20 protein-coding genes and 1 tRNA gene are annotated in these 25,396 nt (G+C 70.3%); 5 read left to right on the forward strand and 16 right to left on the reverse strand.

All coding sequences use genetic code 11. The features are described from left to right. Positions 1-506: 506 nt before the first annotated feature. On the reverse strand, positions 507-935 hold the full coding sequence (locus ACFV3I_RS10465) for a pyridoxamine 5'-phosphate oxidase family protein (RefSeq protein WP_247638781.1): 429 nt from the start codon (positions 933-935) through the stop codon (positions 507-509). Between the two features lie 30 nt (positions 936-965). Next, complete coding sequence (locus ACFV3I_RS10470) at positions 966-1,334, reverse strand: VOC family protein (protein ID WP_136037347.1); 369 nt, start codon at positions 1,332-1,334, stop codon at positions 966-968. A gap of 73 nt (positions 1,335-1,407) precedes the next feature. Here ACFV3I_RS10470 and ACFV3I_RS10475 point away from each other — a divergent pair, with 73 nt between their 5' ends. Then, complete coding sequence (locus tag ACFV3I_RS10475; protein ID WP_247638782.1) at positions 1,408-2,745, forward strand: MFS transporter; 1,338 nt, start codon at positions 1,408-1,410, stop codon at positions 2,743-2,745. A 4-nt stretch (positions 2,746-2,749) separates the two neighbouring features. Next, positions 2,750-3,928: a DUF4232 domain-containing protein gene (locus tag ACFV3I_RS10480; protein ID WP_247638783.1), complete on the forward strand. Its 1,179-nt coding sequence runs from the start codon at positions 2,750-2,752 to the stop codon at positions 3,926-3,928. Positions 3,929-3,946: 18 nt separating this feature from the next. Here ACFV3I_RS10480 and ACFV3I_RS10485 read toward each other — a convergent pair whose 3' ends face one another. Genes ACFV3I_RS10485 through polA form a run of 7 tightly spaced genes read right to left on the reverse strand, consistent with a single transcriptional unit; the run spans position 3,947 to position 13,178 of the window. After that, complete coding sequence (locus ACFV3I_RS10485; RefSeq protein WP_136045223.1) at positions 3,947-4,759, reverse strand: arginase family protein; 813 nt, start codon at positions 4,757-4,759, stop codon at positions 3,947-3,949. Between the two features lie 41 nt (positions 4,760-4,800). After that, positions 4,801-5,547, reverse strand: a complete 747-nt coding sequence (locus ACFV3I_RS10490) for an SUMF1/EgtB/PvdO family nonheme iron enzyme (RefSeq protein WP_247638784.1) — start codon at positions 5,545-5,547, stop codon at positions 4,801-4,803. After that, complete coding sequence (locus ACFV3I_RS10495) at positions 5,544-6,290, reverse strand: SGNH/GDSL hydrolase family protein (RefSeq protein ID WP_136037408.1); 747 nt, start codon at positions 6,288-6,290, stop codon at positions 5,544-5,546. Before ACFV3I_RS10495 ends, ACFV3I_RS10490 begins: the two co-directional genes overlap by 4 nt. A 43-nt stretch (positions 6,291-6,333) precedes the next feature. Further along, positions 6,334-7,686, reverse strand: coding sequence for an MFS transporter (locus ACFV3I_RS10500; RefSeq protein ID WP_136037342.1), 1,353 nt, complete (start codon positions 7,684-7,686; stop codon positions 6,334-6,336). A gap of 50 nt (positions 7,687-7,736) precedes the next feature. Next, positions 7,737-8,771 (reverse strand): LLM class flavin-dependent oxidoreductase, encoded by a 1,035-nt coding sequence (locus ACFV3I_RS10505; RefSeq protein WP_241115011.1) that lies wholly within the window; start codon positions 8,769-8,771, stop codon positions 7,737-7,739. 59 nt (positions 8,772-8,830) lie between these two features. Beyond that, entirely contained in the window at positions 8,831-10,507 is a 1,677-nt protein-coding gene (locus ACFV3I_RS10510; protein ID WP_136032400.1) for a DUF885 domain-containing protein, read from the reverse strand. Positions 10,508-10,544: 37 nt separating this feature from the next. Next, positions 10,545-13,178 carry a DNA polymerase I gene (polA, locus tag ACFV3I_RS10515; RefSeq protein WP_205828278.1) on the reverse strand — a complete coding sequence of 878 codons (2,634 nt, stop codon included), beginning with the start codon at positions 13,176-13,178 and terminating at the stop codon, positions 10,545-10,547. Positions 13,179-13,223: 45 nt separating this feature from the next. Here polA and ACFV3I_RS10520 point away from each other — a divergent pair, with 45 nt between their 5' ends. Then, the gene (locus ACFV3I_RS10520) at positions 13,224-13,652 is read left to right on the forward strand and encodes a hotdog fold thioesterase (protein WP_136037340.1); all 429 of its coding nucleotides are present in this window, start codon (positions 13,224-13,226) and stop codon (positions 13,650-13,652) included. Here the strand turns inward: ACFV3I_RS10520 and ACFV3I_RS10525 are convergent. Together ACFV3I_RS10525 and ACFV3I_RS10530 are read right to left on the reverse strand one after the other, a co-directional pair. Continuing rightward, the gene (locus tag ACFV3I_RS10525; protein WP_136032404.1) at positions 13,627-14,190 is read right to left on the reverse strand and encodes a GNAT family N-acetyltransferase; all 564 of its coding nucleotides are present in this window, start codon (positions 14,188-14,190) and stop codon (positions 13,627-13,629) included. The genes ACFV3I_RS10520 and ACFV3I_RS10525 overlap by 26 nt on opposite strands. Before the next feature lie 8 nt (positions 14,191-14,198). Continuing rightward, positions 14,199-14,825 (reverse strand): response regulator, encoded by a 627-nt coding sequence (locus tag ACFV3I_RS10530; protein WP_206253382.1) that lies wholly within the window; start codon positions 14,823-14,825, stop codon positions 14,199-14,201. A 92-nt stretch (positions 14,826-14,917) separates the two neighbouring features. Between ACFV3I_RS10530 and ACFV3I_RS10535 the strand changes: the two genes are divergently transcribed. Further along, positions 14,918-15,000 (forward strand) — tRNA-Leu (locus tag ACFV3I_RS10535). A 22-nt stretch (positions 15,001-15,022) separates the two neighbouring features. After that, entirely contained in the window at positions 15,023-16,279 is a 1,257-nt protein-coding gene (locus ACFV3I_RS10540; RefSeq protein WP_378822778.1) for an alpha/beta fold hydrolase, read from the forward strand. A gap of 4 nt (positions 16,280-16,283) precedes the next feature. On the opposite strand, the gene ACFV3I_RS10545 is transcribed toward ACFV3I_RS10540, so the two are convergent. The 5 genes from ACFV3I_RS10545 to gltB all read right to left on the reverse strand — a co-directional run bounded on the left by ACFV3I_RS10545 (position 16,284) and on the right by gltB (position 25,347). Continuing rightward, positions 16,284-16,940, reverse strand: coding sequence for an alpha/beta hydrolase (locus ACFV3I_RS10545; RefSeq protein ID WP_240744594.1), 657 nt, complete (start codon positions 16,938-16,940; stop codon positions 16,284-16,286). Next, the gene (locus ACFV3I_RS10550; protein ID WP_247638787.1) at positions 16,937-17,749 is read right to left on the reverse strand and encodes an alpha/beta fold hydrolase; all 813 of its coding nucleotides are present in this window, start codon (positions 17,747-17,749) and stop codon (positions 16,937-16,939) included. Before ACFV3I_RS10550 ends, ACFV3I_RS10545 begins: the two co-directional genes overlap by 4 nt. Before the next feature lie 108 nt (positions 17,750-17,857). Then, on the reverse strand, positions 17,858-19,306 hold the full coding sequence (pyk, locus tag ACFV3I_RS10555; protein WP_136032411.1) for a pyruvate kinase: 1,449 nt from the start codon (positions 19,304-19,306) through the stop codon (positions 17,858-17,860). 58 nt (positions 19,307-19,364) lie between these two features. Next, positions 19,365-20,831 carry a glutamate synthase subunit beta gene (locus ACFV3I_RS10560; protein WP_247638788.1) on the reverse strand — a complete coding sequence of 489 codons (1,467 nt, stop codon included), beginning with the start codon at positions 20,829-20,831 and terminating at the stop codon, positions 19,365-19,367. Further along, the gene (gene gltB / locus ACFV3I_RS10565) at positions 20,824-25,347 is read right to left on the reverse strand and encodes a glutamate synthase large subunit (protein ID WP_136044697.1); all 4,524 of its coding nucleotides are present in this window, start codon (positions 25,345-25,347) and stop codon (positions 20,824-20,826) included. The genes ACFV3I_RS10560 and gltB overlap by 8 nt, the downstream gene beginning before the upstream one ends. Between the last annotated feature and the right edge of the window lie 49 nt (positions 25,348-25,396).

A 25,396-nucleotide genomic window follows, 5' to 3' on the forward strand; every position in this document is an offset into this window, starting at 1 on the left:
GTGCGTGCGACGACGCGGTCCCGTTCGGCGGAGCGTTCACGTCGACGCGGATCGGCGAGAGAGGCGTCCAGCGCCGCACCGTTCGGGAATCGATACAACTGGACCTCGTGGGGCGCGTCGTCACCGGATGTGGAGATCGCACGCTGCAGGAGAACGCCGCCGTGGTCTGGAAGGAACGCCAGCACCACGTCTTCATAGCGGCTCAGTTCCACGGCCAGCCCGGGACGCGCCCAGAGCAGGCAACACAACTCGATCGGGCGTTCGTGTGCAGCGTTCCTGGGTTCGATCATGACAGCGTGTGGGCGACGTCGCTCGGCCGCGGTGCCCCTCGTGCATTAACCGATAATGCACATTATGTCAGGTCAGACGAGAAGCGGGTGGGGTCGTCGACCCTGCCGCCTCTCCCTGCCGCCCTTACCCGCCACCGCTGCACGAGCGCCCAAGCGGTGCGTCGCGCAGTACCGTCGGTCGACCGGTAGGGATTCGCGCGGTCTTGACGCGGCCGCTCAGCTCCAGAGGGCTTCGACGATCACGGGTACGGCATCGGAGACGTCGTAGGAACGAACCCACCGCGGTCGCACGATGACGAGCGCGAATCCAGGATCGGTCACGCGCGATCCCGGAGCGTGCCGCAAGAACACCGGCTCCAGCTCCTTCGCCCGCGCGGCCGAAGCCACCTCGGCGCTCCCCTCGAGCTGCAGGGTCACCGACCCCTCTGTGCCCACCACGAGCGCCACTGCACCATTGACCACGAGGTTCGCGACCTTGCGCGACTCGGAGCGGCTCGTGAACAGGATCGTCCCATCGTCGAGAGCCACCATTCCAACGAGCGCGGCCTCCGGCTCGCCGCCCGCTGACACGGTCGCCGCGACGCCGCGCCCGTGCTCACGGATGAACATGACCACCGAAACTCTGTCGTGGGGATCGATGGCCATGCTCACGAGACTAACGCCGTCGCCCCGGACTCACGCGGCCGACCAGACTCCCAGCTCGTTGCCCGACGGGTCCGCGAAGTGCAGCCGTCGTCCGCCCGGGAAGTCGTACGGCTCCTGCAGGATGCGCCCGCCGGCGGGTTCGATCGCGTCGCGCGTGGCATCGAGGTCGTCGGAGTAGAGCAGCACGAGGGGGCCTCCGACGGGGCGCGGCTCCTCGGCGAGGAGCAGTCCCCCGACCTCGCTGCCGTCTCCCCTGCCCGAAGCGATCCCGGCGTACGTGGGGCCGTAGTCGACGAACTCCCACCCGAACGCCGACGCATAGAACTGCTTCGCTGCGGCGAGGTCGGTGACGACGAGCTCGACATAGTCGATGGTGTGGTGCTGCGAGGTTCCTGTCATGCGGCGCACGCTACCGGCGGGCACCGACATCGCGCTCGTCCGGCGCGTCGGCGGGCAGGAGTAGCGTGGAACGGTGCCGCCCCTCTCCCCCGCATCCGCCTCTCCGGGGTGGCGCGCGTGGACCATCTGGTCGGTCGGTGTCGCCGCCTACGTGCTCGCGATCACCAACCGCACCTCGCTGGGGGCCGTGGGTGTCGAGGCGGCGGATCGCTTCCAGGCCGACGCATCCACCCTCGCGCTGTTCGCCGTCGTCCAGCTGGCGGTCTATGGCGGGATGCAGATCCCGATCGGCGTGCTCCTCGACCGCTACGGGTCGCGGCCCATCATCACGATCGGGATGCTGCTCATGGCGGCCGGGCAGCTCACCATGGCGCTGTCCCCCAGCGTCGGCATCGCCATCGTCGCGCGTGTGCTCCTGGGCGCGGGCGACGCCGCGGTATTCCCCGCCGTGCTGCGCCTCGTGGCGACCTGGTTCCCCGCGCAACGCGGACCGCTCATGGTGCAGTTCACCGGGATCATCGGTCAGGCGGGGCAGCTCATCGCCCTGGTACCCGTCGCTGCACTGTTGCACGCGACCAGCTGGAGCATCACGTTCGGCAGCATCGCCGGGCTCGGACTGCTATTCACGGTGCTGGTCTGGTTCGTCATCCGCAACCATCCGCCGGAGCGGGGCGCGGACGTGACGGTGAACACGGACACCGGCGTCGTCCGCGTCGTCACGTCCGCCATCGACACCGGCGTCGGAATCCGGGCGGCGTGGGCGCACCCGGGAACCCGCCTCGCGTTCTGGTCCCACTTCACCACCCCGTTCGCCGGCACGGCCTTCGTCCTCCTCTGGGGCATGCCGTTCCTCACCGTCGGCGAAGGGCTTCGGCCCGCGGCTGCCGCTGGGATCATCTCGATCTACGTGGTCGCCGGAATGGTCCTGGGGCCGGTGATCGGCGATCTGTCGCGGCGCCTTCCGAACCACCGTTCCCTCGCCCTCGTGCTCCCGGCTGTCGGGGTGCAGGCGGCGGCATGGATCGCGGTGATCGCCCTCCCCGGGCCGGCTCCGGCGTGGCTGCTCACCGTGCTCGCCGTCGCCCTGGCCACCGGGGGCCCGGCATCGATGATCGCGTTCGATCACGCCCGCACCCACAACCCGAGCCACCGGCTGAGCACCGCCACCGGCGTCACCAACGCGGGGGGCTTCATCGCCGCACTCCTCGCGATCTTCCTGATCGGGCTGCTCCTCGACGTGCAGGGCGCAGGCACGCCCGAGACCTACTCCCTCGACGCATTCCGGCTGGCGTTCCTCGCGCCCCTCCCCCTCTGGGCGCTGGGTGTGACCTTCATCCTGATCGAACGCAAGCGCACACGCATCCGCATGGGCCTGGATCCCGAGCGACGCCGGCGCTCGCCCCTAGGATGAGCGCATGGCCTCCGCTCCCCCCTCGGCTCCTTCCCGTCTCGACGAGTCGGACCGGCGGCGGATCGCTCGCCTCCCCCGTGGCGTCACGGCCGGTCTGATCCTCGCCGCGCTGTGGCTGCTCGCCGGAGGTGCCGCGAGGCTCTGGGGCTCCGACATCGTGGTCACCCGACTCCTCAGCTTCTTCGGCGTCGGTCCCGTCCAGGCCAACACCTGGGGCCTCCCGGCGGCATGGACGCCTGTCCTGCTCGTGCTCGTGGCGGCGGTGCTGGCATCGGTCACCTGGTTCGTGTCCGACCGCGTCGCTCCATCCGGCCGCGGCATCTGGGCTCTGTGGTTCGCCGCCGTCATCGCGGGGGCCGTGCTCGGGCTCGGGCTGGACGCGATCCGGGCGATCTCGTACCTGCAGGACTTCGGCCTGCGCGGACTCACCGTGGCCGTGGTGGAAAGCGCTCCCGTGACGACGTACTGGGCGGTGATGAGCGGCTGGATCCCGGCCGTCCTCCTCGGCCGTCGTGACGGGCAGGCGGCTCCGCCGGTTCGAGCGCGCACCGCGCTGATCAGTGCGCTCGTCAGCGTCGCGCTGTTCGTCGTCGGCGGCGGGCTCGCCGACGACGCGCGACAGCAGGACATCATCCGTGAGAACGCCGCACAACAGGCGACGACGGACGACACCGGCGCGCTCATCGATCCGACCGCCGTCGGCGATCCCGTCGCCGAGACCGCTCCGGGCGTCGGTGCACCGACCCTCCAGACCGACGCCTGCACCGGCGACCGCGCCACGCTGCTCCTCGGTGCAGCGGACGGAGCCACAGGACACCGGGCCCAGGCGATCCACCTGGTCAACGTGAGCGAGCAGCCGTGCGTGATCGAGGGCTATCCGGACATCGCCTTCGCCGACCAGAACGGACACGCGCTCGACGTCGAGGTGGTTCCGGGATCGTCGTTCCTCGCCACGGACGACGGGAGCGCCACGATCACCGTTCCCCCGCAGGGACAGGCGACCGCGGTGCTCGGCTGGGACGCCAACGCGACCGCGGGGGCGCTCGTGGCACGGCAGCTCTACGCAGCTCGCCTTCCGGGGCTGGAGCGCGGTTCGTGGCCGGTCGAGCTCGACATCGTCGCGGGATCCACCGTCGAGGTCACGGCGTGGAAGCTCGACACGTCCGCCGGGGCAGCCCCGTAGCCGGTACGCTCCCTGTCTTCAGCGCAGCAGGTGCTGGACGGTCTCGAGGACGAGCTCCACGCTGACGCGCTCCGGGACCTCGGCGTCGCCCGCTTCGAACTCCGCCAGCTCGACACCGCGGACACTCTCAGCCGGGAGCGAGGCGAACAGCGCGGCGATCTGGTGCGGGAGCAGCCCGTCGCCCACGCGGTACGCGGCGGGGATGTACCCGGGCTCGAGCACGTCCCAGTCCACGTGGATCCACACGGGTCGTCCGGCGACGAGCTCCCGGAGTCGCTCCGGGGTGCTCTCCCCCGGGCTGAGCACCGTGACGCCGTTGGCCGCCAGCAGCTCGGCCTCCGCGGGGTCGATGTCGCGCCCGCCCACCACGACCACCTGGCGCGGATCCACCCCGGCACCGTGACCGCTGTCCCAGAGCCCGCAGGCGGCCGCGAGCACCATGCCGCCGAGGTAGCCCGATCCGGTCGTGTCCGGTGTGTTGAAGTCGCCGTGCGCGTCGATCCACAGCACGACCGCATCGGGGTGATGCTCCGCGACGGCCGGGAGGGTGCCGAGGCTCGCGGCGCAGGTGTTCGTCACGAGCAGCGGGGTCGCGCCCGAGGAGATCGCTGTGTCGACGGCGTGACGCAGGCCCGTGAGCGTCGTCGCCGCGGCAGGCAGCGCCTCGCTCCAGTCGTCCTGGCGGGAAGCGTCGGGAGTGCCCACCACCTGCGCGTCAGTGCCGAGGAGCGCGGACAGGGCGTCGGCCACGAGCCGGGCGCCCACCAGGGCCCCGTCGGTGCGGTCGGCCACACGGCCCTGGGACAGGATGAGCGAGAACGGGGAGGACATCCCCCCAGTCTCCCATCCTCGCCCGGCACGGCCGCGACGACTCAGCGGCGGCGGGGCGTCCAGCCGCCCGGCAGCGGCCCGTCGACGGAGGCGCGCGCGCGGTCGCCGGCGGCCGACCACCCCTGGGCCTCTCCCTCGTGGTCGAAGCCGCCGCGAGCGACGCGGAAGCCCACGTCGTCATGGTGCATCCGGGGCGCTCCCCCGCGGCGGACGGACGCACGCACGCTCCACACCTCGTCGGCGAACCCGCCCCCGCGGAAGACGCGATAGTCGTCGTACCGCGCAGGGTCGAGCAGGTCCCAGCACCACTCCCACACGTTGCCGAGCGTGTCGAACAGCCCGTGGAGGTTGGGCAGCTTCCCGCCGACGTCCTGCGGCGCGGAGACGTGATCAGCCGCTGTCCACGCCGCATCGGCGAGTGGTGCATAGTGCGGGCCCGCGGAGCCGGCACGGCACGCGAACTCCCACTCCGCCTCGGTCGGCAACCGGTACCCGTCCGCCGTCGTGTCCCAGGTCACGTCCTCGCCGTCGAAGCGGTACACGGGGTCGAAGCCCTCCCACTCCGACGCCGCATTGCAGAAGTGCACGGCTCGCAGCCAGCTCACGTCGGCGGCCGGGCGGCGGGGATGTCGCACGGCGACGCCCAGCACGTCGGCCAGTTGCTCCTCCGTCACCGGGAAGACGCCGAGCAGGAACGGCTCCAGGGTTACCTGCCGCGTCGAACGCGTCCGTGCATCGTGCAGTGTGACCTCTCCGGCGGGAAGGCGCGTCAGCTCGATGTCGCTCACGCGGGCGTGCACTCGATCCAGGTCGGGTACTTCGCCGTGCGCCCGTCACCCGAGGAGGTGCGGGTGACCCGGCGACGCACCCAGGGACCCACGAACTCGCGATAGTACGCGAGACCCGACGGGCCGAGACCCGGGCGGTCGAGTGGCGCCCACCAGGCCTCCGGGGGTTCGAAACCCAGTGCGTGGAGCACCCGCGCAGCCACCCGGTGATGTCCGGCGGCGTTCATGTGCAGGCGGTCCTCCGACCAGTACGGCGGCTTCGAGAGCTCGCGGTCCGGCCAGTTCAGGGCGCGGATCACATCAGGGCGATCCTCGATGCGGCGCAGCACGGCCTCCGACAGCAGGTCGCCCCGGCGTTGCACGAGCGACCCCATGGGCAGTTGGCCGCTCGGGTTCGCTCCGGAGAGCAGGATCATGGTGACGCCCTCCTCGTCGCAGCGCCGGAGCACGCGGCTGAACGCGTCGGCGATGTGCTCGGGATCGGCCCGCGGACGGAGCATGTCGTTGCCGCCCCCGTTGAACGACAGATGGGTGGGGCGCAGCGCCAGCGCGGGCTCGAGCTGCTGCTCCACGATCGGCCAGGCGAGCTTGCCGCGGATCGCGAGGTTGGCGTACTGGATCGGGTGACCGGCGGCGTCGGCCCACCCCTGTGCCGCGATGTCCGCCCATCCGCGCTCGCGCCCGTCGGGCAGCACATCCCCCACGCCCTCCGTGAAGGAGTCGCCTATCGCCACGAATCGCACATCGGTCACGGACCCAGCCTATTGCCGTGCCCGGACAGCGGCGTCAGCGGTCGTCGAGGGCTGCACCGCGTCGATCCACGAGCCCCCACGACGCCCCCGCCGCGAGGAGGAAACAGGCGGCGAAGACGACGAAGAGCACCGGCGCACCACCCGCGAGGAGCAGCACCGGGGCCGCGATCGGTGCCACGACCGAGGCGATGCGGCCGATGCCCGCGGCCCATCCGGCGCCCGTCCCCCGCAGCGAGGTCGGATAGATCTCCGGTGTCACCGCGTACAGTGCCCCCCAGGCGCCGAGGTTGAAGAACGACAGCGCCATACCGGTCGCGATGATCGCGGCCTCGGTGCTCGCGGTGCCGAAGAGCACGGCGGAGACGGCCGAGCCGAGGAGGAACACCGACAGCGTGACGCGGCGCCCCCACACCTCGATCAGCCACGCGGCCACCGCGTACCCCGGCAGTTGCGCGAGCGTGATGATGAGCGTGAAGCCGAACGACCGCACGAGGTCGAAACCCGCGTCGACGAGGATGCTCGGAATCCAGATGAACGCTCCGTAGTACGCGAAGTTCACGGACAGCCACACCAGCCACAGACAGAGCGTGCGCACGCGGAACTCCCGGTTCCACAGCGTCGCGAGCCTCGCCCCGGCCGTGGCGGCGATCGCCCGCGAGGCCGGCTCCTTGCGGATCGCGGGGGCCGCCGTCATCCCCGCCTCGGCCTCGAAGGCGGACACGATCCGGTCGGCCTCCGCGATCCTGCCGCGCGAGGCGAGCCAGCGCGGCGACTCCGGAAGGCCCCACCGCACGATGAGCGCGTAGACGGCGGGGATCGCACCCACCGCGAACGCCCAGCGCCACCCGGACTCCGACGCCGGGATCACGAGGAAGCCGATCAGCGCGGAGGCGGTCCAGCCCACGGCCCAGAACGCTTCGAGGATCACGATCAGGCGTCCCCTGATGCGTGCCGGGGCGAACTCGCTGACGTACGTCGAGGCCACGGGAAGCTCGGCGCCCAGTCCGAGGCCGACGAAGAAGCGCAGCACCAGCAGGGCCGCCACTCCCCCGACGAGGGCGCTCGCTCCGGTGGCGACGCCGTACACGAGGAGCGTCAGGGCGAACACCTGACGACGGCCGAACCGGTCGGCGAGCAGTCCCCCGAGCGTCGCCCCCACAGCCATGCCGACGAAGCCGATCGATGCGATGAGCCCCGCTTCGCCCTTCGACAGGTCCCACTGCTGCGTGAGAGCCGCGATGATGAACGAGATGAGACCGACGTCCATCGCGTCCAGCGCCCACCCCACCCCGGAGCCGGAGAGCACTCGCAGGTGCCGGCGCGTGAACGGGAGGACATCGAGGCGCTGGGCGAGCGAGGTGCGGCTCGGCAGGGCGGTGTTGGCCATGCCACTCATCGTAGAGGCGGGCGGGCGCGGTGCCCGCCCGCCCGCCGTCGTCAGTCGCGGTCGGCCAGCAAGCGCCGCACGCGCGGAATCACCTCGGTGCCGTACAGCTCGATGCTGCGCATCATCGCCTCGTGCGACAGGGTGCCGGTGGCGTACTTGAGGTCGAAGCGGCCGAGGCCGAGCGTCGTCACCGTGTCGGCGATCTTCGTCGCCACGCGATCAGGCGAACCGGCATAGAGCGCGCCCTCCGGCCCCACGTCGTTCTGGAAGCGCGCACGGCTGTACGGCGGCCATCCACGCTCGCGTCCGATGGTGTTGTTCATCGCCTCGAAGCCCGAGTACGCGGCGTCCCAGGCCTCGGCGTCCGTGTCGGCGATGTGTCCCGGCGAGTGCACCGCGACGGGGTGCGACGTCGTGCCGAACGAGGCGACGGAGCGGTGGTACAGGTCGACGAAGGGCCGGAACCGCGCGGCCGGTCCGCCGATGATCGCGAGCATCAATCCCAGACCATGGCGTGCCACGCGCACGACCGACTCCGGACTGCCGCCGACGCCGACCCACGTCCGCAGACCCTTCTCGGTCTTCGGGAAGACGTCGGCGTTCTCCAGCGATGCCCGCATGGTGCCCGACCAGGTCACCGGCTTCTCCTCCAGGAGGTGCACGAACAGGTCGAGCTTCTCCTCGAACAGCGTGTCGTAGTCGCGCAGGTCGTAGCCGAAGAGCGGGAACGACTCGATGAAGGAGCCGCGACCGAGCACGACCTCGGCGCGACCGTCGGACAGCGCGTCGAGCGTGGCGAACCTCTCGAACACCCGGACGGGATCATCGGAGGACAGCACGGTCACGGCGGTGCCGAGACGGATGCTCTTCGTCCGGCCCGCGATCGCCGCGAGCACCATCTCCGGAGACGACACCGCGAACTCGCGACGGTGGTGCTCCCCCACGCCGAAGAAGTCGACGCCGACCGCATCGGCCAGTTCCGCCTGAGCGACGACGTTGCGGATCGTCTGCGCCGCCGTGAGCAGCTCGCCGTCCTGATCCCGCGTGATGTCCCCGAAGGTGTCCAGCCCGAATTCGATGTCCATGTCATGCCTCTCTATTCAGCTGAATGAACAGCGGACGCCGAAGGGGCATTCCCGTGGTCTCAGCGCGGAAGCAGAGCGCTGCGCAGCGTGTCGAGACCGACGCCGCCCAGGTCGAGTGCGCGCTTATGGAAGTCCTTGAAGGAGAACGCGTCGCCCTCCGCCTGCTCGACCGCATCCCGCACCTGCTCCCAGATGCGCTGACCGACCTTGTAGGACGGCGCCTGCCCCGGCCAACCGAGGTAGCGGTTCACCTCGAACTGCACGAACTGGTCCGACATGTTCACGTTGCGGCGCAGGAAGTCGAGTGCATAATCCGCGTCCCAGACACCTTCGCCGTCGAGGCGGGGCTTGCCGAGGTGCACTCCGATGTCGAGCACCACCCGAGCGGCGCGCATGCGCTGTCCGTCGAGCATGCCGAGGCGGTCGGCGGGGTCGTCCAGATACCCGAGCTGCTCCATCAGACGCTCGGCGTACAGCGCCCAACCCTCCGCATGACCGGACGTTCCCGCCAGCAGCCGGCGCCAGGAGTTCAGCTCGGCGCGGTTGTACACGGCCTGGGCGATCTGCAGGTGGTGACCGGGAACTCCCTCGTGGTACACCGTCGTGAGCTCACGCCAGGTGTCGAACTCGGTCACGCCCTCGGGAACCGACCACCACATGCGACCGGGGCGGGAGAAGTCGTCCGTGGGAGCGGTGTAGTAGATCCCGCCCTCCTGCGTCGGGGCGATCATGCACTCGAGCGTGCGGATCGCTTCGGGGATGTCGAAGTGCGAGGCGCCGAGCTCCGCGACCGCGCGGTCGCTGGTCTCCTGCATCCACGCCTGCAGTGCCTCCGTGCCCACGAGCTTGCGTGCGGGATCGCCCTCGAGGTGAGCGACGGCCTCCTCGACCGATGCTCCCGGGAGGATCTCGTTCGCGATCGCCGTCTGCTCGGCGACCATCCGAGCGAGTTCCTCGCGGCCCCACTCGTACGTCTCGTCGAGGTCGATCGTCGCCCCGAGGAACCGACGCGAGTTGAGGGCATAGAGCTCGCGTCCGACCGCATCCTGCTCCCCCGCCTCGGGGGCGAGCTCCTCGGCGAGGAAGCGGCGCAGTTCGCCGTAGGCCACGCGCGCGGCGGCGGAGTTGTCGGCGAGCGTGCGCGCGAGCGACGCGGGCAGCTGCCCCTCGTCGGGGTCGGCGTGCGCGACGAAGGCCGCGAAGAACCCGTCGTCGGCGATGTAGCGGTCGATCTGCGTCGCGACCTCCGCGACCTGGCGCCGTGCGGGCGTGACCCCCTCGGCGATCCCCGTGCGCAGCGTCTCGACGTACCCGCGCAGGGCACCAGGGACCGCCGCGAGACGGGTCGAGATGACCTCCCAGTCGTCGACCGTCGACGTCGGCATCAGGTCGAACACGGCGCGGACGTCCTGCGCCGCGGAGGCGATCACGTTGAGGTCGCGCAGATGCCACTTCGCGTCGTGCAGTTCGAGGTCCAGGCGCAGCTCGGCGCTCAGGTCGGTCTTCGTGACTTCGTCGATCGCGTCGACGGGCTCGAGCGCGGACAGCTTGTCGAGCGTCGCCCTGGTCGCCGCGGCGACCTCTTCGTGGCCTTCCGGGCTCAGGTCGCCGAATCGATCGTTGACCTCCGAGCGACCGATGTAGGTGCCCAGGGTCGGGGCGAGCACGGCGATGGTGTCGACCCAGTCATCGGCGACCTTGTCGATGGCGGAGGGGGTGCGGGGTGCGGAAGTCATGGTTTCCAGCCTAATCCCCGACCCCTCGCCAGTGAGGTCAGTGCGCGGCCTCGTTCCAGTCGCGACCGCGCCCGACCTGCACGTCGAGAGGGACGGAGAGCTGCGCGGCATCGCCCATGCGGGTGCGGACGATCTGCTCGACCCGATCCCACTCCCCCGACGCGACCTCCACCACGAGCTCGTCGTGGATCTGGAGGAGCACCCGGGACGAGAGCTCCGCGGCCTGCAGGTCGTCGTGGATGTGGAACAGCGCGATCTTCATGATGTCCGCCGCACTGCCCTGGATCGGGGCGTTGAGCGCGGCACGCTCGGCGTTCTCGCGCAGCACCCGGTTCGGGCTCGCGAGGTCGGGGAACGGGCGGCGCCGACCGAAGATCGTCTCGGTGTAGCCGTCTTCCTTCGCCTTCATGACCGACGCGCGCAGGTAGTCGCGCACCGCGCCGAAGCGGGCGAAGTACTCGATCATGAGCTGCTTGGCCTCGGCCTGCTCGATGCGCAGCTGCTTCGACAGACCGAACGCCGACAGCCCGTAGACCAGACCGTACGACATGGCCTTGACCTTGGTGCGCATCGCCGGGGTGACATCGCCCGGCTCGACGCCGAACACCCGCGCACCCACGAACCGGTGCAGGTCTTCGCCGCTGTTGAACGCCTCGATGAGCCCCTCGTCGCCCGACAGGTGCGCCATGATGCGCATCTCGATCTGCGAGTAGTCCGCGGTCAGCAGCGTCTCGTACCCCTCGCCCACCTCGAACGCACTGCGGATCCGACGTGACTCCTCGGTGCGCACCGGGATGTTCTGCAGATTGGGGTCGGTGCTCGACAGCCGGCCGGTCTGGCTCCCCGTCTGCACGTACGTGGTGTGCACCCGATGGTCCGGTCCGATCGCCCCGTCCAGCGACTCGATGATCTGCCGCAGCTTGGTCGCCTCGCGGTGCTGCAGCAGCAGGCTCAGGAACGGGTGCGGGTGGGATTCCTGCAGATCGGCCAGCACCGCGGCGTCGGTCGAATAGCCCGTCTTGGTCTTACGCGTCTTCGGCAGCTGCAGGTCTTCGAACAGCACCTCCTGCAGCTGCTTGGGCGAGCCGAGGTTGAACTCGCGCCCGACCACCGAGAACGCCTCCTGCGCGAGCACATCCGCTCGTGCCGCCAGCTCGCTCGAGAACGTGGACAGCACCTCGTGTGAGACGGCGACCCCCGCGAGCTCCATGTCGGCGAGGGTGAGCAGGGTCGGCAGCTCGATGTCGGTGAGCACGGCGGCGACCGGCTCCGGCAGGTCGCCGCGCAGCGCCTCGGCCACGCGCAGGACGAACCAGGCCTCCTGCGACGGTGTCGCCCCTTCGGTCTCGGGAACCAGCTGCGAGGGGTCGGCCTCGGGCAGCTTCTCTCCGAGGTAACGCTGCACCAGGTCGGACAGCGTCTTGTCGGGGAAGCTCGGGCGTAGGAGCCAGCCCGCGAGACTCGTGTCGTACGCCAGTCCGCCGAGCCGGATGCCGTGGCGCCGCAGCGCCTTCACCTGCGGCTTCGCGTCGTGCAGCACCTTCGGGGCAGAGGACTCGAGCCAGTCGCGAAGAGCCGCGGCCGCGTCGTCGGACCAGTCGAGCTCGCGCAGCTCCGTCTCGGTGGCGGCCCCCAGGCGCACGGGAGCCCCCGCCGCGATCGTCACGCGCAGTGCCACATCGCTCTCCTGCGCGGCAGCCCACGAGGCGAGCTCGGCGCCGCTCACCTGCGCGGGAACGGGCATCTCGACCACGGCCGCCGGGTCGTCGGCCACCTCGCCCGCGCCCACCGCCTCGAACACCCGCGGCAGCAGGGTGCGGAACTCCAGGCGGGCGAAGATGTCGCGCACGGCCTGGGCGTCGATGGGCGTGACCGCGAGGTCTCCCGGGGCCACCGGCAGCTCGACGTCGGTCAGGAGGCGGTTCAGCTTGCGGTTGCGACGCACGTCGTCGATGTGGTCGCGCAGGTTGCCGCCCACGACGCCCTTGATCTCGTCGGCGCGATCGAGCAGCTCGTCGAGAGAGCCGAACTGGGTGAGCCACTTGACCGCGGTCTTCTCCCCCACCTTCGGGACGCCGGGCAGGTTGTCACTGGTCTCGCCCACGAGCGCCGCGATGTCGGGGTACTGTTCCGGGCGGACGCCGTAGCGCTCCTGCACGGTCGTGGGGTCGTAGCGCTTGAGCTGGGACACGCCCTGCACGGACGGGTACAGCAGGGTGATGTCGTCGGTGACCAGCTGGATGGTGTCGCGGTCGCCCGACACCACGAGCACGTCGTAGCCCTGCGCGGCGCCCTGGGTCGACAGCGTGGCGAGGATGTCGTCGGCCTCGATGCCCTCCTGCGTCAGGACGGGGATGGACATGGCCGCGAGACAGTCCTGCAGCAGCGGGATCTGGCCCTTGAACTCGGAGGGGGTCTCCGAGCGGGTGGCCTTGTACTCGGGGTACTCGTCGGTGCGGAACGAGTGCCGTGACGTGTCGAAGGCGATGGCGAGATGCGTCGGCTGCTCGGCCTTGATGAGGTTCACCAGCATCGACAGGAAGCCGTAGATGGCGTTCGTGTGCTGGTTGTCCTTGGTCGTGAAGTTGTCGACCGGGAGGGCGAAGAAGGCGCGGTAGGCGAGCGAATGGCCGTCGACGACCATGAGGGTAGGCTTTGCGGAGTCCGTCACCCTGTCAGCCTAACGAGGAGCACGGACACCCGCAGAGGAGGATGCATGGGCGAGGTCGCGACCAGCGAAGGGCTCGAGTGGGCGGCCGCCCGCGGCATGGGCGCACTGGCCGAGAAGATGGGCATGGAGTTCGTGGAGTTCGGCGTCGACCGGTGCGTCGCGACCATGCCGGTCGCCGGCAACACCCAGCCCGTCGGCCTGATGCACGGCGGCGCGTATGTCGTGCTCGGCGAGTCCCTCGGCTCGATGGCGGCGAACCTCCACGCCGGAGAGGGGCGCCTCGCGGTCGGCGTCGACATCAACGCGACCCACACCCGCTCCGCGACCTCCGGGACCGTCACCGGGGTATGCACGCCGGTGCACCTCGGACGCAGCATCACGGTGCACGAGATCGTCGTCACGGATGATCAGGGCCGACGCTGCTCGACGATCCGCATCACCAACATGATCAAGGACGTTCCCTCGGGGCGCTGAGAGGCTCCTCCAGCAGCAGCTGGAACAGCAGGTGATCCTGCCACTCCCCCGCGATGCGCAGGTACTTCGGCGCCAGGCCGATGCGCTCGAAACCGCATCCCGCCAGCACGCGCTGCGAAGCCAGGTTGTGGAGCAGCGTGGCAGCCTGCAGCCGATGCAGGTGGAGCTCCGTCCTCGCGTGCTCCGCGACGAGGGTCACCGCACGCCCGGCCAGCCCGCGCCGCAGCCGTGAGGCGTCGATCCAGTAGCCGAGGTCCGCGCTCCAGAACGCGCCGCGGACGATCGAGTTCAGGTTGACGCGGCCGCGGATCGAGCCATCATCCCCGACCACGACGAACCGCAGGCTCCGTCCCGCCTCGGCTTCCGCCAGGCACTGCGCGACGTGCCGCTCCTGCCACTCGTCGGTGAAGAAGGCGGCGTCGCGCTCGGGCTCCCACGGAGCCAGGTGTGCACGATTCGCGCGATAGGCCGCGGCGATGCCGGGGCCGTCGCCCGCTCGCACGGGCCGCAGCAGGTGCTCGGCGTCGAGGCGGAGCACCGGACCGGCTACTTCTTCGGGGCGAGCTGCTCGATGATGGCCTTCGCGACGTCCTGCATCGTGAGGCGGCGATCCATCGAGGCCTTCTGGATCCAGCGGAACGCCTCGGGCTCGCTCAGGCCCATCTTCTCGTTCAGCAGTCCCTTGGCACGGTCGACCAGCTTGCGGGTCTCGAAGCGCTCGACCATGTCGGCGACCTCGGCCTCGAGCGTGATGATCTGCTCGTGACGCGCGAGCGCGATCTCGATGGCCGGCAGCAGGTCGTTCGGGGTGAACGGCTTGACGACGTACGCCAGGGCGCCCGCCTCGCTCGCCCGCTCCACGAGCTCCTTCTGGCTGAAGGCCGTCAGCAGCACGACCGGGGCGATGTTGCCCTTGTGCAGCTTCTCGGCCGCACTGATGCCGTCGAGCTGGGGCATCTTGACGTCCATGATGACCAGGTCGGGGCGCAACTCGGTCGCGAGGGCGACGGCCGTCTCCCCGTCACCGGCTTCGCCGACGACATCGAAGCCGTTGTCGCGAAGGATCTCGACGATGTCGAGACGGATCAGCGACTCGTCTTCGGCGACGACGACGCGTCGGGGTGCGGATGCCGTGGGCTGCTCAGCCTGTTCTTGCTCGGTCACGGACTCCATCCTACTGGAGAGGGCGCGGCGCTCGGCCGAAGCGCTCATCGGCGCCGGGTGATCGGCTCGCCCTGCGCTACAGTCGAAGACGCGACACACGGGCCGGCGTGGCGGAATGGCAGACGCGGAGCACTCAAAATGCTTTGTCCGAAAGGGCGTGTGGGTTCGAGTCCCACCGCCGGCACACGGTGCGCTATACATGCTCTATGCACAGCGGGGACGCACCGGCAGCGCATGCCCGGAGGTCGCATCGCACCGCGCGGGCCACTCTCGTCGTCCTGGCGGTCGCGCTCGTCATCCTGCTCCTGATCGCCGCCGAGGTGTTCAGGCGCACGAGCGCGGAGGAGGCGGAGCGCGCGAGCGATCCGGCCTTCGTCACCGCCCCGACCCCGCTGCCCTCCGGAGCCCCGGGCTCGCTCATCCGCTCCGAGGAGATCGACAGTGCTCCCGTCGGCACGAGAGCGTGGCGCGTGCTGTACCACTCCCGCGACCTGGCCGGTTCGGACATCGCCGTGTCCGGCCTGGTCGTCGTGCCCGAGGGGCCGGCGCCGGAGAACGGACGCACGGTCGTCTCCTGGGCGCACCCGACCACGGGAGCGGCGACGGCGTGCGCCCCGTCGCTCGCGCTCGATCCGTTCGAGCTCATCGCCGGGATGCACGAGCTGCTCGCCGAGGGATACGCCGTCGTGGCCACCGACTATCCGGGCCTCGGTGTGGAGGGCGCGTCGTCCTATCTGCTGGGCGTCCCGGAGGCGCACAGCGTGCTGGACATCGTGCGTGCGGCCGGCCGCCTCGACGGGGCGGGGACGAGCGCTCGCGTCGTGCTGTGGGGGCACTCCCAGGGCGGTCAGGCGGCGCTCTTCGCCGCCGAGCGAGCCGAGACGTACGCGCCCGAGCTCTCGGTGCGCGGGGTGGCGGTGGCGGCGCCGGCGGCCGATCTCAACGCCCTGACGACCGACGACATCGTCGACGTTTCCGGGATCACCATCGCCTCGTTCGCCATCGCCGCCTACCGGGATGCCTACGCCGAACGGTTCGGCGAGGAGGCTATCCTGTCGATCCTGACCCCGGAGGGCGCGGCTGCGACTCCCGACATGGCCGCGCTCTGCCTGCTGACCCACACCGAGGAGATCCACGCGATCGCCGAGCCCCTGGTCGGCTCCTACGTCACCGCCGATCCCGCCACGACCGAGCCCTGGCGGACGATGCTCGCCGAGAACAGCGCGGGCGGCCAGCCCATCACGGTCCCCGTGCTCGTCGGCCAGGGTGAGGCGGACGAGCTCGTGCGTCCCGCCGCGACCGACGGGTACGTCGCCCGCCTCTGCGCGGCGGGGACGGATGTCGCCTACCACCGGTTCCCGGCGGTCGACCACGGCTATGCGGCGTACGCGACCCTGCCCGAGCTCCTCCTGTGGCTCCCGACGCTGGACTCGCCACGGGAGCCCCGCGATACCTGCGGGTGAGCGCTCAGGATTCCGCCAGTGCCGCGAGTTCGGCGAGCACCCGGGGATGGGCGAGGATGCGGAAATGGCCGCCGGTGTCGAGCACGACGTTCTTCGCCCCCGGCAACGCGCTGCCCTCGGGGATGTGCGGGTCGAACTCCGCATAGACCGACACGATCCGGGCGTTGACCTCGACCTCGCGCGCGAGCGCCAGGATGGACGGGTCGTCCGGAGAGAAGGCGCGCAGCACCCGCCCCGGCATGCGCCGGGCGTACCGGGAACCTCCGAACGGCGTCGCGACCGCCAGCATCGCCCGGATGCGGTGCCCCTCCGGTCCGGTCATGGCGAGCTTGCCCGCCAGACCTCCCTTGCTGTGCGCGACGAGGATCACCCCGGTGAGGTCGCGCGCACGCAGATGCTCCGCGATCTGCTCCGCCTCGTCCGCGACCGGGAACCGGTTGCGCCGCAGCGCATCCACCACGTGGACCGGATGACCCCGCTGGTGCAGCGCGACGATGAGCGGCTCCAGGAACCGCCACGTCTCGTACACCCCGGCGAGCACCACGATCGGCACGCCATCTCCGTCGGTGAACGCCCTCGCGTCATCTCGTCCGAAGAAGGAGCGGACCTGCCAGAACCCCGCATACGCGTAGTCGGCGGCCCACCAGCCCAGCCTCCTCACGACGTCGATGGCGCGCTCCGCTTCTCGCCTATGCTTCCCGACGTCGCAGCGTGCGGCCAGGCACCGGCCGTGTGCGTCAGGATCGCCGACGCGACGGCGCGGGGCGCGGACTGCTGGGCCACGTGGTGGTGACCGGGAATCTCGACGAGACGCGAGACGCGGGCGCTGTCCCGCAGCCGGCGGCACCACGCGCGACCCGCGATCGGATCCGCTCCCCCGCGGATCACCAGCAGCGGCACGGTCAGCTCCGCCACCCGCTCCTGAAGCCGATAGCCGATCATGTGGCGCGCCTGCCGCAGATACCACCGCACGCCGCAGCGGAGGTAGTCGGTGAAGACGATCGTGTTGATCGCGGGCGTCTCCCCCACGGTGTCGATCGCGAGGGCACGCGCCTGTGCCGGAATCGTGCGCCACCGCTCGTCCACGACCGGGCCGATCGCGACCACGGCGCGCACGTACTCCGGGCGGTGCAGAGCAGCCTCCACGGTCCATTGCGCGCCCATCGAGTGTCCGACGAGCACCACGCGGTCATCGCCGAGCGTTCCGATCACCTCGGCCAGTGCACTGCCCATCCGCTCCACCCCGACGTCGACGGAGGGCTTGGGCAGTCCGCCGAAGCCCGGAAGATCCATCGACACCACACGGGTGTGCTCCGCGAGCGCCTCGTGCAGGCGGGACAGGTAGCGGTGCGACATGCCGATGCCGTGCACCAGCACCATCGTGGGGACGACGGATCCCGCCGGTCGCGGAGTCTCCCGAAGGCGGAACATCAACCCCGACGTGAGCACGAGGCGCGTACGAACGACCATGCGCCCACGCTATCCGCCCCGCCCGCGCGGTCGCAGAGGGTTGACGCGGGCCCGGGACATACGGAAGGGGCGGGGCCGTAGCCCCGCCCCTTCCGGACACCTCGTGCGTCAGACGCCGGCCTTGTAGATCGGCGCAGCACCACGCATCGCGTCGCCCACCTTGTGCACGCGGAGGTCGTTCGTCGAGCCCACGATCCCGGGAGGGGAACCGGAGATCACGACGACCTTGTCGCCCTCGACCGCCAGGCCGTTCTCGAGCAAGTACTCGTCGACCTGGTGGTACATCAGGTCGGTGTGCTGGACCATGTCGACCAGCGTGGAGCGCAGGCCCCACGTGAGCGCCATCCGACGACGGATCGCCGGCTCCGGGGTGAACGCCAGCATCGGGATGCGCGAGCGCAGACGCGACAGGCGGCGGGCGGAGTCGCCCGACTGGGTGAAGACGCAGAGGAACTTCGCGTCGACGAACTCCGCGACCTCGAGGGCGGCCAGCGTGATGGCACCACCCTGCGTGCGGGGCTTGGTCGTCAGCGGGAGGATCCGCTCCAGGCCGTGCTCCTCGGTGGACTCGATGATGCGGGCCATGGTCTCCACCACGACGACCGGGTAGTCGCCCACGCTGGTCTCGCCCGAGAGCATCACCGCGTCGGCGCCGTCGAGCACCGCGTTCGCGACGTCGGAGGTCTCCGCGCGCGTGGGCACCGGGCTGTTGATCATCGACTCGAGCATCTGCGTCGCCACGATCACCGGCTTCGCGTTGCGCCGGGCGAGCTCCACCGCGCGCTTCTGCACGATCGGCACGGCCTCCAGAGGCAGCTCGACACCCAGGTCGCCACGGGCGACCATGATGCCGTCGAACGCGTCGACGATCTCCTCCAGCGCATCGACCGCCTGCGGCTTCTCGATCTTGGCGATCACGGGGACGCGCACGCCCTCCTCCGCCATGATCTCGTGCACGCGCGACACGTCTTCCGCGTTGCGCACGAAGGACAGAGCGATGAGGTCGGCACCCGTGCGCAGACCCCAGCGCAGGTCGTCCTCGTCCTTCTCGCTCAGAGCGGGGACGTTCACGGCGACACCGGGCAGGTTGATGCCCTTGTTGTTCGACACGGCGCCGGCGACGACCACGCGCGTGGTGACGGTGACGCCGTCGGTCTCGACCACCTCGACGCGGACCTTGCCGTCGTCGATCAGCAGGAAGTCACCGGGCTTCACGTCCTGGGGCAGCCCCTTGAACGTGGTGCCGCAGATCTCCTTGTTGCCGATGATGTCTTCGGTGGTGATCTTGAAGATGTCGCCCTTGGCGAGCTCGTACGGCCCGTCCTCGAAACGGCCGAGACGGATCTTCGGTCCCTGCAGGTCGACGAGGATCGCCACGGCACGGCCGGAGTCCTCCGCCGCGCGACGCACGTTCGCGTAGTTATTCTCGTGCACGGAGTAGTCGCCGTGGCTGAGGTTCAGACGTGCCACGTCCACACCCGCATCGATCAGTGCACGCACCGTCTCATACGTCGAGGTGGCCGGACCCAAAGTGGCGACGATTTTCGCGCGTCTCAAAGAACTCTCCAGGGTAGAAGTGGGGGATGAACGTTCGGGCGACGGTGCCTGCCCCAGCCTACGCGGGCTGGAGACCGATCGCGACATCGCTCGGACGCACCGGCTCGGGCAGCACCGTGGTGCCCATGAGGTAGCGATCGACGTTCGCCGCCGCCGCACGACCCTCCGCGATGGCCCACACGATGAGCGACTGCCCGCGTCCGGCATCACCGGCCACGAACACGCCGGGCACCGACGACTCGTACGACGCGTCGCGGTGGAAGGAGCCGCGGCCGGTCACCTGCGGACGGGTGTCCTCCGTGTAGCCGTCCTGCTCCGGACCCGTGAAGCCCATCGCGATGAGCACGAGATCGGCGGGGATCTCCCGCTCGGTGCCGCTCTTGGGAACCCGGCGTCCGTCGATGTACTCGGTCTCGGCCACCCGCAGCGCGCGCACCTCGCCGACCTCGTTCGACAGGAACTCCACCGTGGAGGCGAGGAACACGCGCTCCCCGCCCTCCTCGTGCGCGGACGACACCTCGAACACGGTCGGCATCATCGGCCACGGCTGGTGGTCGGGGCGCGTGTCGCCGGGCTGCTTGCCGATCGCCAGGTTCGTCACGCTCAGCGCTCCCTGACGGTGCGCCGTGCCGATGCAGTCCGCACCGGTGTCGCCGCCGCCGATCACGATGACGTGCTTGCCCTCGGCCGTGATCTGCCCTGGCACCGCGTCGCCGGCGACCGCGTGGTTGGACTCCACGAGGTACTCCATCGCGAAGTGCACGCCGTCGAGGTCGCGCCCGGGGATGGGCAGGTCGCGGGGAACCGTGGCTCCGGTCGCGATCACGACCGCGTCGTACCGCGCGCGGAGGTCGGCCCAGGAGATGTCCTTGCCGATCTCGACACCCGCACGGAACCGGGTCCCCTCCTCCTGCATCTGGCGCAGACGCGTCTCGAGCTGCGTCTTCTCCATCTTGAAGTCGGGGATGCCGTAGCGCAGCAGCCCGCCGATGCGATCGTCGCGCTCGAACACCGCGACCGTGTGCCCCGCGCGCGTCAGCTGCTGGGCGGCGGCGAGGCCCGCGGGCCCCGAGCCGACGACGGCCACCGTCTTGCCGGTGAGGCGCTGCGGCGGCTCGGGCTCGACCCAGCCCTTCGCGAAGGCCTCGTCGATGATGGAGACCTCGATCTGCTTGATCGTGACCGCCGGCTGGTTGATGCCCAGCACGCACGAGCTCTCGCAGGGCGCCGGGCACAGGCGACCGGTGAACTCCGGGAAGTTGTTCGTGGCGTGCAGACGCTCGATCGCGGCCCGGCCCTCACCGCGCCACGTGAGGTCGTTCCACTCGGGGATGAGGTTGCCGAGCGGGCAGCCCGAGTGGCAGAACGGCACACCGCAGTCCATGCAGCGACCGGCCTGACGGCGCAGGACGGCCTTGTCGCCCGGCTCGTAGACCTCTTTCCAGTCCATGATGCGCACCGGCACCGGACGGCGAGCGGGAAGTTCCCGCTCGGTCACCTTCAGAAAGCCTTTGGGGTCAGCCACCGGTCACCTCCAGGATGCGGTTCCACACGATGTCGCCGTCGGGGTCGATCCCCTCGGCCAGAGCCTCCTCGCGCATGCTCCGCACGGCGGCGAAGTCACGGGGAAGCACCTTCACGAACTCCGCCGCGCGCGCGTCGAAGTCGTCCAGCAGCTCGGTCGCGCGCGGGGACGCCGTACGTTCGACGTGCTCGACGAGCAGTCCGCGCAGCACCTCCAGGTCGGCGCGGTCCAGCGGCTCCAGCCGCAGCTCTCCGCTGCCGAGCGACTGCGCGTTCACCTTCGCGGTGTCGAGGGCGTGCACATAGGCCACTCCCCCGGACATGCCGGCGCCGAAGTTGCGCCCGGTCGGCCCGAGGATCACCGCGAGCCCGCCGGTCATGTACTCCAGGGCGTGGTCGCCCACGCCTTCGACGACCGCGGTCGCCCCGGAGTTGCGCACCAGGAACCGCTCGCCGACGACACCGGAGATGAACATCGTGCCCGAGGTCGCGCCGTAGCCGATCACGTTGCCCGCGATCACGTTCTCGTGCGGTGCGATCGACGCCCCGCGCGGCGGACGGATCGTGATGTCGCCGCCCGAGAGGCCCTTGCCGACGTAGTCGTTCGCGTCGCCCTCGAGGCGGAGGATGATGCCCGGCGGGAGGAACGCGCCGAGCGACTGCCCCGCGGTCCCTGTGAGGGTGACGTCGATCGTCTCCTTCGGCAGCCCGGTGGCACCGTGCCGCGACGTCACCTGATGGCCGAGCATCGTGCCCACCGCGCGCTCCGTGTTGGCGATCGGCAGCTCCACCACGACGGGCTCGCCGTTGAGCAGCGCCCCCTTCGCGATGTCGATGAGCTGCACGTCGAAGTGCTTGTCGAGCTCGTGGTCCTGCGCGCGACCGCTGCGGCGCGGCTCGCCGGCCGGGAACGCCGGGCCCTCCAGCACGGGGCTCAGGTCGAGACCCTCGGCCTTCCAGTGCTCGACGGCCGCATTCGTCTCCAGGAGCTCGGTGCGTCCGACGATCTCGTCGATCGAGCGGTAGCCCAGCTCGGCGAGGAGCTCGCGCACCTCTTCCGCGATGAACTCCATGAAGTTGACGACGAACTCCGGCTTGCCCGTGAACCGATCGCGCAGCACCGGGTTCTGCGTGGCGACGCCGACCGGGCAGGTGTCCAGGTGGCAGACGCGCATCATGATGCAGCCGCTCACCACGAGCGGAGCCGTCGCGAAGCCGAACTCCTCCGCGCCGAGCAGCGCGCCGATCACGACGTCGCGCCCGGTCTTGAGCTGGCCGTCGACCTGCACCACCACGCGGTCGCGCATGCCGTTGAGCATCAGCGTCTGCTGCGTCTCGGCGAGCCCCAGCTCCCAGGGGGTACCCGCGTGCTTGAGGGAGTTCAGCGGGCTCGCACCCGTGCCGCCGTCGTGGCCGGACACAAGGATGACGTCGCTCAGCGCCTTCGCCACACCCGCCGACACCGCACCGATGCCGGACTGGCTCACCAGCTTCGTGTGGATGCGTGCCTCGGGGTTCGCGCGCTTCAGGTCGAAGATGAGCTGCTTGAGGTCTTCGATCGAGTAGATGTCGTGGTGCGGCGGCGGCGAGATGAGCCCGACGCCGGCCGTGGCGTGACGCGTGCGCGCGACCCACGGGTACACCTTCGTCGGCGGCAGCTGACCGCCCTCGCCGGGCTTCGCGCCCTGGGCGAGCTTGATCTGGATGTCGTCCGCCTCGGTGAGGTACAGGCTCGTGACGCCGAAGCGGCCGGAGGCCACCTGCTTGATCGCACTGCGCCGCTCGGGGTCGACCAGACGGTCGGGGTCCTCGCCGCCCTCACCGGTGTTCGACTTGCCGCCGATCCGGTTCATCGCGATCGCCAGGGTCTCGTGCGCCTCCTTGGAGATGGAGCCGTAGCTCATCGCCCCGGTCGAGAAGCGCTTCACGATCGCGGACACCGGCTCGACCTCGTCGAGCGGGACCGGCTTGCGGGTGCCGGTGCGCAGCGTGAAGAGTCCGCGGAGGGTCTTGAGCTCGGCCGCCTGCTCGTCCACGAGCTTCGTGTACTCGCGGAAGATGTCGTACCGCCGCGTCCGGGTGGAGTGCTGCAGCTTGAACACCGTCTCCGGGTTGAACAGGTGCGGGGAGCCGTCGCGGCGCCACTGGTACTCGCCACCCGTCCACAGGCGCTCGTGCGCGCGGGCTGCGGCATCCTCGGGGTACGCGTAGTCGTGCCGCGCCTGGTTCTCGGCGAAGATCTCCTCGATCCCGATGCCGCCCAGCTTCGACTCCGTGCGGGTGAAGTAGGCGTCGATGAACTCCTGGCTGAGACCGACGGCCTCGAACACCTGGGCGCCGGCGTACGACGACACGGTGGAGATGCCCATCTTCGACATGATCTTCAGCACGCCCTTGCCGAGCGCGTAGATCAGGTTCTTGACCGCCTTCTCGGGCGTGATGCCGGTGATGTAGCCGGTGCGGACGAGGTGCTCGACCGTCTCCATCGCCAGGTACGGGTTGATCGCCGACGCGCCGTAGCCGATCAGCGTCGCGACGTGGTGCACCTCGCGCACGTCGCCGGCCTCGACGATCAGGCCCACCTTCATGCGGTTCTCGCGCCGGATGAGGTGGTGGTGGATCGCCGACACCATGAGCAGCGACGGGATGGGCGTGAGGTCCTTGTTGGAGTCGCGGTCGGACAGGATGAGGAACTCCGCGCCGTCCGCGATGGCCTGGTCGACCTCGGCGCACATCTCCGTCAGGCGCTCTGCGAGCGAGTGCGGGCCGGAGTCGAAGTGGTACAGGCCGCGGATCGTCGCGCTCGACCGGCCGGGCAGCGCCTTGTCGATGTGGCGGATCTTCGCCAGTTCGTCGTTGTCGATCACGGGGAAGTCGAGCGACACCGTGCGGGTGTGCTCCGGACCCCAGCTGAGCAGGTTCGACTCGGGACCGAGGCCGAGCTTGAGGCTCGTGACGACCTCTTCCCTGATCGAGTCCAGCGGCGGGTTCGTGACCTGGGCGAACTGCTGCGTGAAGTAGTCGAACAGCAGTCGCGGGCGCTTGCTGAGCACCGCGATCGGGGTGTCCGAGCCCATGGCACCGAGCGGCTCGACGCCGGTCTGGCCCATGGGGGTCAGCAGGATGCGCACTTCTTCCTCGGTGTACCCGAAGGTGCGCTGGCGGCGGGTGATCGACGCCGGCGGGTGCACGATGTGCTCGCGCTCGGGCAGGTCGGCCAGGCGCACGGCCCCCGCGTCGAGCCACTCCTGCCACGGGTGCAGCGTCGCCAGCTCCTGCTTGATCTCGCGATCTTCGACGATGCGGCGCTGGGCCGTGTCGACGAGGAACATCTTGCCGGGCTGCAGACGTCCGCGGCGCTTGATGCGCTCGGGCTCGAAGTGCAGCACGCCCGTCTCCGAGCCGATCACGACCAGTCCGTCGGTGGTCTCGGTCCAGCGCCCCGGGCGCAGTCCGTTGCGGTCGAGCGTCGCGCCGACCAGCGTGCCGTCGGTGAAGATGAGCGCGGCCGGGCCGTCCCACGGCTCCATCTGGTTGGAGTGGTACTCGTAGAACGCGCGCAGCTCCGGCGTGATGTCGGCCTGCTTCTCGTACGCCTCCGGCACCATCATCATGATCGCGTGCGGCAGGCTGCGACCGGTCAGGGTGAGCAGCTCGAGCACCTCGTCGAACGAGGCCGAGTCGCTCGCGCCGTCGGTGCAGATGGGCAGCAGCGGCGAGATGTCGCCGAGCAGCTCGGACTCGAGCTGCGACTGGCGGGCGCGCATCCAGTTGCGGTTGCCGCCGACCGTGTTGATCTCGCCGTTGTGCGCCAGCATGCGCAGCGGCTGCGCGAGCGGCCACGACGGGAACGTGTTGGTGGAGTAGCGGGAGTGCACGACCGCGAGCTCGGACGCGAACCGCTCATCCTGCAGGTCGGGGTAGAACGGCTCCAGCTGCAGCGTGGTGACCATGCCCTTGTAGCCGAGGGTGCGGCTGGACAGCGACACGAAGTAGGCCCCGAGCTCGTGGCCGGCCCGCTTGCGCAGGCGGTAGGCGACGCGGTCGAGGGCGATGCCGGTGAGCGGCGCGTCGGCGTGCGTGGCCCCGCCGGCGCTCACGAAGAGCTGCTCGAACGCGGGGCGGGCCTCGTCGGCGAGCTTGCCGAGGTTCTCGTTCGCGGTGGGGACCTCACGCCACCCGAGGACGCGGAGGCCCTCGGCGCGCGCGATCTTCTCGATGCCGGCCTTCTGCTGGCGGCGCTCGCTCGAGTCGCGAGGCAGGAACGCGAGTCCTGCGGCGTACTCCCCCACGGGCGGCAGTTCGAAGCCCGTGACCGCGCGGAGGAAGGCGTCTGGCATCTGCGTGAGGATGCCGGCCCCGTCTCCCGTGCCCGCGTCGGACCCGATGGCCCCGCGGTGCTCCAGGTTGCGCAGGGCCTCGAGGGCCAGCGCGATGATGTCGTGCCCGGCTTCGCCGCGCAACGTTGCGACCATGGCCAGGCCGCAGGCGTCCTTCTCGAACGCCGGGTTGTACATGCCCTGCTTCGGGGGGTATGCGCCGGAGGCGCCGTAAGGGGGCTGGAAG

This window comes from Microbacterium sp. NPDC059771 (genome assembly GCF_042732495.1).
GTDB classification, from domain to species: Bacteria; Actinomycetota; Actinomycetes; order Actinomycetales; family Microbacteriaceae; genus Microbacterium; species Microbacterium sufflavum.